At 40.9% G+C, this 4836-nt stretch carries 4 protein-coding genes; 1 reads left to right on the top strand and 3 read right to left on the bottom strand.

Annotated features, from left to right (window positions below; all coding sequences use genetic code 11):
• Nucleotides 1-349: 349 nt before the first annotated feature.
• On the bottom strand, nt 350-1021 hold the full coding sequence (locus tag V7K42_RS12100; RefSeq protein ID WP_334916434.1) for a LuxR C-terminal-related transcriptional regulator: 672 nt from the start codon (nt 1019-1021) through the stop codon (nt 350-352).
• 108 nt (nt 1022-1129) lie between these two features.
• On the opposite strand from V7K42_RS12100, the gene V7K42_RS12095 reads away from it, so the two are divergent.
• On the top strand, nt 1130-1786 hold the full coding sequence (locus tag V7K42_RS12095) for a DUF3386 domain-containing protein (RefSeq protein ID WP_334916432.1): 657 nt from the start codon (nt 1130-1132) through the stop codon (nt 1784-1786).
• 122 nt (nt 1787-1908) lie between these two features.
• Here the strand turns inward: V7K42_RS12095 and V7K42_RS12090 are convergent, their stop codons facing one another.
• Complete coding sequence (locus tag V7K42_RS12090) at nt 1909-2598, bottom strand: CPBP family intramembrane glutamic endopeptidase (RefSeq protein WP_334916430.1); 690 nt, start codon at nt 2596-2598, stop codon at nt 1909-1911.
• Between the two features lie 395 nt (nt 2599-2993).
• Nucleotides 2994-4652: a DUF1565 domain-containing protein gene (locus V7K42_RS12085; protein ID WP_334916428.1), complete on the bottom strand. Its 1659-nt coding sequence runs from the start codon at nt 4650-4652 to the stop codon at nt 2994-2996.
• Between the last annotated feature and the right edge of the window lie 184 nt (nt 4653-4836).

Raw genomic sequence — 4836 nt, 5'->3', positions numbered from 1 at the left:
GGGAGGCAGGGGATGCTCTTGAGGCAGGGGGGGAATCAAGAAATTAAGTGTATTTTGGACTATCTTGGCAGCAAAAATTACTAAATATTTCTCTTGACTCCCCCTGCCTCCCCTACTCCCCCTTCCCCAAGTGCTCATTGGACGATGATCTCACTTTTTCGCGTTGCTCCCCTTTTAGATCCCCCCTAGCCTTAAAAAGGGGGTCGCCGCACGCGGGGGGATTTTATCCGAACCGTATTGATATGAATCCTATAAATAAATAGTTAAGACAATAGAAAGTTTACCCTTGCGCGTCTGCTAGAGAGCATCTTGATTCCTGGATTCAGAATTCTGGATTTGGAATTTTTCTTCAAGAAACTTGTATATCTTGCAGCTTTGCCACCATTTCTGCACGTGCCGAAACCTTCAACTTACGAAACATCCTCTTCAAAGCTTGTTTGACGGAATTTTGGGTAATCCAAAGTTTTTCCCCAATTTCTGCGTTTGTTAACCCCTGTGCGACTAACTCGGCAATTTGTAACTCCCGCACTGTTAGAGGACTTACTAAAAGGGAATGGGATATTTTTGGTTTTGTCCGCAGATTTGCCATTTTTGCTGACAAATGAATGCATAAGGCACTCAAATCGGCTAAATCGTTGCCATTAAAAGCAGGATTTCCCTTATCACGAGCTAAGTTAAGCGTTCCGACAAGGCGACCATCGCAAACAATTGGCCCAGTCATTACGTGTTCGTGATCGGAACGCGAACAAAAATGCTTCCAGTCTTTTGGTGATAATAACAATTGCTCATGGGCGGGAGCATGACGCTCAACCACGTAGCGCCCGACTGGATTGCTTTCTAAGCATACTGCTGGAATACCTTGAACATCGATTTGGGCCGTTGGCTGTTCATCTAGGAAATAAATGCCCCAATTTTGCACGCCAAAATGCTCACCAATTTTATCCGTGAGAGCTAGCCTTAATTCTTGCTCATTTTGGACATTGGCGATCGCATGAAATATGGCGTGGAGAGAATTAACCATAAGTGTAAAGTGTACCCAGTTGGGGACTATCCAAGCCTCAACAATTACTTCTATGCTAATACCAAGGAAACTAAAACGCTAATTACAGTAGCGACTAGGAGAAGCAACATGACAGTTACACAACTCTCTGCTCAGGAACTTTTCCGGGCTGCTTATGAGAACCGCTATACTTGGGACAAAAATTTCCCAGGCTATACTGCAAATATTACCTTTAAGCATGAGGATAAAGTTTTTACAGGCAAAGTTATCATCAGCGCTAATCTCAAAGCCGAAGTTTTAGATGTAGATGACGAGTCTGCCAAACAGGCAATTCATGGTCAAGCATGGGAGATAGCAATTCACCGTATCCGCCGCAGCTTTGAAGACACTCACAGCGCCAATACATTTAGCTATGGTAAAACTGACGAAACTGGTGCGGTTGAGCTTTTAATGGGTGGTAAGGCTGAGGGCGATAAATATAAAGTTCGCAACAATGAAGTATGCCATGTTCACCGTCTAATCCACGGTACTTTTGTGACAATTGACACCTTCAGCAGTCATGACACTGGAGAAGGCTACTTGTCCCATACTTATGACTCTGTGTATCATGACCCCAAAACTGGGGAACAAAAAGGCGGTAGAAGCGAATTTATCGATGAATATGAAAAAGTTGGTGACTATTTCATCTTAAATCGTCGGGAGATTCGCACCGAGACAGCAGGACAAGTATCGACTCAAGAATTTGTCTTCTCTGACATCAAATTGTTGGAACCTGATGCTGCTTAAGTTGTATTTGGGAATTTAAAAATTAGCGTAGGCACAGCCCCCCAGGCAGCGCCTACGCTAATTTTTAATATTTTAAGCAATATGCGATCGCCTTAATTTCAATCAAAATATAATATTATGTATTAAGTAAAAATAAGTTGCCACCCAATAATAAAAATTGCTATATCCGCAAAAATATGACTGATGTATCCAGTCCAAATTGAGCGATAGGTTAAGTAGCACCACGACCATACTACTCCTGCAATAAACACGCCTAATGAGCATAATATAGTCGTTTTCCAATCGAAGTAGGCTGATAGACCTACAAGGTGATGAATTGTAAAAAATAGCCCACAGATTACTACAGCCAAAGGGGAAGTTACTAATATTTCACATTTGCGGTACACAAACCAACGCCAGACAAACTCCTCAAGCAAAGAATTGATGAATATCCAGTATGCTGCACCTACTAAATAAATAGTAAAACTGTTCAATCCGACCTGATTTGCTCTATCTCGAACATATCCAACATCTATCCACTGTGCGCCCAGGAGCCAATAAACAATCAAGATTATGGATAGCATCAATAGTCCTAATCCGGCTCCAACTAACAAATCGCGTCCCTTCGGATATTCAAATTTTAAATTCTCCTTATCGATAAATAACAACCAAATAATGGGTATAGCTAGCAACCATATTTTAGAGAAAAGAGCTATTAAATGTCCTATTATTCCAGGAAGGATATACAGTTCAGTTACAACACCAATGCTAGGAACGGGCACAAGCAACAACAAACCTAGTAGTGCATTTAAATTGGGGCTATCTTTCAACATGCAAAAGTTTTCCTGTATTTCGATGCTTTAAATTTTTTATAATAGACTCATCCTATTTGATTTTTGAAAAAAATCAGTACAACTCAAAGAGCCTTCTTTGCTAATCAAACCGGACTTCTATATATGCGAAGTATAAAACTTTAGTAATACAATCGGAATTAAAGCAGGTGACACTTTGTGCGTCGTCACATAATTTTATTAACTCTGACATTTTTTTAAGATTCAGAGATTACTATGGCTATCTGAAGGTAGGAGCTATTATGCTCTCTAAAGTCATTAACAAAATGGAGTGCTTTTTAGCACTCCATCGCTACAATATTATTCTTCTGTTAGCTAACCAAACTCGAATTACTGAAAAATAATGAGGTGGAAATTAAAACCCTTTTTGCCACTACTTAAGTCACAATATAAGGCGAGTTAATCGCTGCTACACGACCAGCATCTAGCAAGGCTTGATATACCATAACTGTTACCTCAGCGCGTGTTGCATCGCGGGTGGGATTAAATTGTTTGAGGTTCGGGTGATTGACAATAATCCCCTTGTCTATAGCTTTTACGACCTCATCTTTAGCATAATCAGGAATTTTTGCTTGGTCATCAAAAGCTTTGATAGATGCTGTACCATCACCAGATAATCCCAACCCATTTACTAGGGAGACAATCACTTGCACGCGCTGGATATTTTTGTTGGGGCTAAAGGTATTGTCAGGAAAACCAGAAAGAAATAAACCTTGATATGCCTGTTGAATTACCTTGGATGCCCAAAATTCTGCTGGTACATCTTTGAATTTGATTGCAGAGCGATTTGGTGGTGGGTTGAAAGCTTTTACCAGCAATGCAGCATATTGCGCCCGTGTCATTGTAGCATCGGGTTTAAATGTGCGATCGGGAAAACCATTAACTATCCCTAATTTGACTAATTCCCGAATGAAGCCACCAGCCCAATGATTACTAATATCGGTTAATTCGATAGTGGGAGTTGGAGTTGGTGTGGGAGTTGGAGTTGGAGTTGGCGTTGGAGTCGGAGTTGGAGTTGGCGTTGGAGTCGGGGTTGGCGTTGGAGTCGGGGTTGGCGTTGGAGTCGGAGTCGGGGTTGGAGTTGGCGTTGGAGTCGGAGTCGGGGTTGGCGTTGGAGTCGGGGTTGGTGTGGGAGTTGGTGTTGGAGTCGGAGTTGGTGTAGGAACCGAACTATCTGCAAACTCTATGTTTCCTGTAACTTTAGACGCATTTATTTTATTTCCCACAGAAACCAGCTTATTGGAACTGGCATTTTGCAAATCGAATTTACCGTTATTTTGTAGAGTATTCCCTCCTGGACTATTGACACTGCCGATATCTGGTAGGGCAGTTCCAATTACTGTGATGCCATCATCAGTGTTATTTTCGCTGACATTGTTACGCAATACAGGGCGAGTACTGCCAGAGATAACAATTCCAGAACGGTTTTCAGAAAGTTTGTTATCTCGAAGTATGGGTGATGCAGTATCACTAATGGCGATGCCAAAACCAGTTTTGACACAGGTATTACCTTGAATTTGACCTTTAGAATTTTTAGCGATCGCAATTCCATTGGCTGCATTCTCTCTGAATATATTATTTATAATAACTGGGTTAGCATCACCTGTAGCAAATACTCCCTCCCGCTTACAGTTGATGAAGGTGCTATTAGCAACAGTCGGAGCCGTTGATTCAATCCAGACACCACTACCACGGCTAGCCGAATTTGTTACAGTCACCCCCCGTAATTCAGTCTTGTCTAACAGCACAAATGTGACATTTTGACCAGCAAAAGTACGGCTTAGGTAGTTACCACTCCCTTCAATCAAAATACCATTACCAATGTTTGTTTCATCACCCACTAGTGTCACACCCGATGGAACAGTTAGCGGAAATATTTCACCGCTAACAGCATTATAATTACCATTTGCTAGTTGAATTTTGGTTTTATCTGTAGCTAATTTAAGGGCTTGAGTAATAGTTTTGAACGGGGCTTGTTGGCTACCAACGTTGGTATCACTACCTGATACTGGATTTACATAAAAAGTCTGAGCCATATTTATACTTCCAAAAAATACATAGCTATCCTAACGCTAACCATGAAACTGGGTAGCGGTTGATGCATTAAATAACTTAAAGTACTTCTCACTGCAAAGTTAAAAAATTATGCCAATACAAAAGTCATTACATTAATTTAAGTTAATATTTTATACATAATATTAAGCAAATTTAGAGAATATC

The sequence above is a fragment of the Nostoc sp. genome (genome assembly GCF_036917455.1).
Lineage (GTDB): Bacteria > Cyanobacteriota > Cyanobacteriia > Cyanobacteriales > Nostocaceae > Nostoc.
The sequence above is the reverse complement of the archived record's forward strand: the minus strand, read 5'-3'. Positions and strand labels throughout refer to the sequence as shown.